The sequence below is a fragment of the Arthrobacter sp. NPDC058130 genome, from assembly GCF_042884475.1.
Classification (GTDB): domain Bacteria; phylum Actinomycetota; class Actinomycetes; order Actinomycetales; family Micrococcaceae; genus Arthrobacter.
This window is the reverse complement of sequence record NZ_JBHVTV010000026.1, coordinates 1-3,854: the sequence shown is the minus strand read 5'-3', so window position 1 is coordinate 3,854 and position 3,854 is coordinate 1. Positions and strand designations below refer to the sequence as shown.

Here is a 3,854-nt window from a genome sequence, read left to right as displayed (position 1 = left end):
GACATAGTCCGCTTATGCCCGGTCCCGGCCTCGAAGAGTGAGCATGTTCCCCGGACAAGGCCACGAAGAGTGGGCATGTCCCGCGGACACGGCATTCGGAAGGGAAATGCCCTCCGCCGCCCCCGGCCAGTGGACATAGTCCCCTTATGCCCGGTCCCGGCCTCGAAGAATGAGCATGTTCCCCGGACAAGGCCACGAAGAGTGGGCATGTCCCGCGGGTGCGCTGAAAAATGAGCATGTCCCAACCGAGGATCCTGCGGACGGGACGCCTAGCCGACCTGGCCGGAGGTGAGCGCTGCGCGCAACTGGCGCACCGCCGTCGTGCCTCCCGCGATGAACCAATCGAGTCCGTTGACTCGCACGACGTCGGTTGCGCCGCCGGCCGCCTCGACGATTGCCTTGCCGGGCAGCCAGTCCCACTCGGGGCAGCTGTGCTGGAACCAGCAGCCAAGCTGCCCGTCCGCCACCCGGCCGAGGTCGCAGGAACCGGACCCGAACATGCGAAGTGAGGCCGCCGACGTCGCTGCTGCGTGCCACGGCATGGCGCACATTGGATCAGCCAGCCACGTCGGGTGGATGTACGTTGCCGCGCCGAGTTCAGAAACGGGCGTGTCAGACCGCCCCTTCCCGGACTCGTCAGGGATGAAGGAGACCAGTTTTTCGCCGTTCAGCGTCGCTGCCCGGGATGCCCCGCCGAGCCAGAGTTTGTCCTCCTCAGGCTGGAAGATGGCGCCGAGGCCTGCTCCGGATGAATCCTTCAGGGCAATGGCCGAGCACCAGTAGGTGGATCCGTGCAGGAAGTTGTAGGTGCCGTCGACAGGGTCGATGACCCAGGTCCGTCCGCTGCTGCCCGCCACGGAGGCGCCCTCCTCGCCCAGGACGGCGTCGTCGGGCCGGCAGCGCCGAAGCTGTTCCAGCACGTAGGACTCGGCGGCGTGGTCGGCGGCCGTGACCACGTCCGAGACCGACGTCTTCTGCCTGCCCTCCAGCCCGGCCTGCCGCATCAACAGCGCCAGGGTTCCGGCCTCGCGGACCAGGGCCTCGGCCAGCTGATAGTCATCCAGCGACGGGTCGAGATCTGCGGTGCTGTGCCGGCCGAGCCGGTGTTTTCCTAGTTCGGTCACGCGTCCCAGACTATCGGCGCCCGTTGGCAGTGAACAGCCGGCGCGGGCGGGCGCGCCCGACGGGCGATAATGGAGCCATGGCCAAGACACCCGCGCAGCGGATCAAAAAGCACGGCGCCAACGCGGCGGTCCCCCAGCACCATCTCCCCCCGGTGATAAATCCGACCACCACCCGGACACCGCAGAAGGCACAGGGCAACAGCATTCTCATTGTGATCGCCGGCGTCGTGGCCAGCCTGTTCCTGTTCTGGTACCTGCACCTCCTCACTCTCAACCAGCTCACGCAGCTGTCGGGCGGCCAGGCCATGCCGGATTCCCTGGTCGGCGGCTTCGACCAGGGGTTCGTGGAACAGTTGCGCGGGGCCATGGACTCCGACGCCCGGGGCCAGCTGAGCTACGTCCACAAGACGGCCGGCATGCTCTTCCCGCTGATCTTTGGCTTCACATGGCTGCTGCTGATCGGCACCAACGTGGCCCGCAAGTCCCTGCGCTGGACCCTGTGGTCCCTGCCGCTGCTCTTTGCCGTGGTCCGGCTGTGGGGCAACACGGTGATCGATGGAATGATGTCCGCCACCACCCTCGACGGCGGGCAGGTCACCCTGGCGTCCACGCTCACCGTGGCTGGCTGGGCACTTCTGGCGCTGAGCCTCATCGCCGGCGCAGCTGCGCTCTTCCTCGGCCGCAAGGGCGCCGCTGGTTCCTCCGCCTCGGGACATGTCCAGTCCTAACCCCGAGCAGTGGAGTTGTCCCCAGCCAGGTCTCGAACACGGGACATGTCCGGTTCTAACCCTGAGCACTGGAGTTGTCCCCTGCACCGGGCCTCGAACACGGGACATGTCCAGTCCTAACCCCGAGAACTGGGCACAGCGGCGTTATGTCCACTCCTCGCCACCGGCAGTGGGCATGTGCCGCTGGAGTTGCCGCAGGAACTCCCCCAGCCAGGCCTCAAACACCGGACATGTCCGGTTCTATCCCCGAGAACTGGGCACAGCGGCGTTATGTCCACTCCTCGCCACAGCCAGTGGGCATGTCCCCCGGGAGTTGCGGCAGGAACTCCCCACCCAGGCCGCGAACACGGGACATGTCCAGTCTTGGGCCTGCCCGGTGCACATGTTGGCGTTATGTCCACTCCTCGCCACAGAGGCGGGGCATGTCCCCCGGAGTTGCCGCAGCCAGGGGCATGTCCAGCTCAGGCCAGGCTCAGGGGGCGTCCGTCAGGAATTCGAGGGCCTGCTCCGCACGTTGCGGGGCTCCTGACTTCTCAAAGTAGTCGGCCGCTTCCAGCAGGTGTTTCCGGGCTTCGGCCGCGTTTCCCAGGCCGGCGTAGGACCGCCCCAGCAACAGATACACCTCGCCCAGAATCTGCGGCGTGGTCTGCTCGGGGGCCGGGAAAATGTCGCTGATAGTCGCGACCGCCGCATCCAAATCACCCGCCAGGAAGTTCCAGTGGCCGCGGTTCAGTTTGAGCAGAATGTGGTCTTCCTCGGTGCCGCCAATGACATCCGTGGCAAGTTCCGCTCGTTCAATGCAGCGCAGTGTGTCCGCGTCGGCAATATCGGCGGCGAGCCGCATGGCCGCGGAAGCCTTGTTGAATTTTGCCCAAACAGTAAGGTTCCGCGCCGGCGAAAACGTGCTGGCGGCGAGCTCGTGATAGTGCAGCCCCTCGGGTACTTTGCTGCAAAGAAAGGCGACATTTCCGATGACCCAGTACGCCTTGCCCACTAGCTGGTCATCAACTTCGCCCGAGATGATGTCGGCCATGATGAGGCTTTCGGCCCAGGCTTCGTCGAGTCTTCCGCTGTCCGCGAGGGCGGCGATCAGCGCCTGCCGGGCTTTGACCGCGATCTCGATGTCGTCCTCGCCGTTCATGAGGTCCGCCGCAATTCTGGCCTCCTCGGCGGCCTCTTCGAGCAGACCCATGCCCCGGTGTGTCAGGGCCAGGAGGATGTGTACCTGGGCCTGGAGTTGCGGGTTCCCGTCCAGGGGTTCAGTAATCAATGTGCCGGCAAGTTCCGCGCAGGCTTCAATGTCTCCGGCGGCAATGAGGCTCTCGGCCCGGAACAACGTCATGTGCCACCACGAAGACGAATCACCCTCGGCACTGGCAATGTCTGCCGCCACCTGCGCAGCATTCGCGGCCTCGCGGAAGTCGTGACTGGACTGGTGTTCGCGCGCCTGCAACTCTGCAGCGGCGTACGAGGGTGAAACGGAGCTTTGTTGCATGTCTCAATTATCCGTTGCTCCGGGAGCGGAAACGAACAAACCGCGCAAGCAAGACATGCGCAATATTGAATCAGGTCTTCCGCAGCTTCGCGCGAATAACACGAAACTCTGCATAGCGGGACGAATTGTTATAGAGCGGCGTGTCGTTTGCCTCTATACTAAATCTGCACCATAAGTCACACGAGTCACATCAGCCTCTTACGTATCAGGAGTCCTAATGAAGAAGACCCTTGCAACACTCCTCGTCGCCGGTGCGCTGGCAACCGCGGGAATGTCCGCCTCCGCAGCAATTTCTGCCGCAGCCGGCACGGCCGGCCAGAGCTCAGTTGCTATCGGCTGGTGGCCGGACTCCACCAAGAAGTAACGGAGACTGCTTTGACAGGCGGCGGGGGGGGGGATTAAATACAGCCCCCCCCCCCCCCGGTTTAAAAAAGGCCCGCCAACCCCCACAAAAAAAAAAACCCCGGGGACAAAACCACGATAATTTGGGTTTTAAAAACCCCAACA

4 protein-coding genes are annotated in these 3,854 nt (G+C 64.1%); 2 read left to right on the top strand and 2 right to left on the bottom strand.

The features are described 5' to 3' along the window. Positions 1 to 269 precede the first annotated feature (269 nt). Positions 270 to 1,124 carry an inositol monophosphatase family protein gene (locus ACFVTM_RS22890; RefSeq protein WP_390206522.1) on the bottom strand — a complete coding sequence of 285 codons (855 nt, stop codon included), beginning with the start codon at positions 1,122 to 1,124 and terminating at the stop codon, positions 270 to 272. A 77-nt stretch (positions 1,125 to 1,201) separates the two neighbouring features. Here ACFVTM_RS22890 and ACFVTM_RS22885 point away from each other — a divergent pair, with 77 nt between their 5' ends. Continuing rightward, positions 1,202 to 1,852, top strand: coding sequence for a hypothetical protein (locus tag ACFVTM_RS22885; RefSeq protein ID WP_390206521.1), 651 nt, complete (start codon positions 1,202 to 1,204; stop codon positions 1,850 to 1,852). A 472-nt stretch (positions 1,853 to 2,324) separates the two neighbouring features. Here ACFVTM_RS22885 and ACFVTM_RS22880 read toward each other — a convergent pair whose 3' ends face one another. Next, on the bottom strand, positions 2,325 to 3,347 hold the full coding sequence (locus ACFVTM_RS22880) for a hypothetical protein (RefSeq protein WP_390206519.1): 1,023 nt from the start codon (positions 3,345 to 3,347) through the stop codon (positions 2,325 to 2,327). A 217-nt stretch (positions 3,348 to 3,564) separates the two neighbouring features. Here ACFVTM_RS22880 and ACFVTM_RS22875 point away from each other — a divergent pair, with 217 nt between their 5' ends. After that, complete coding sequence (locus ACFVTM_RS22875) at positions 3,565 to 3,711, top strand: hypothetical protein (protein ID WP_390206517.1); 147 nt, start codon at positions 3,565 to 3,567, stop codon at positions 3,709 to 3,711. Positions 3,712 to 3,854 lie beyond the last annotated feature (143 nt).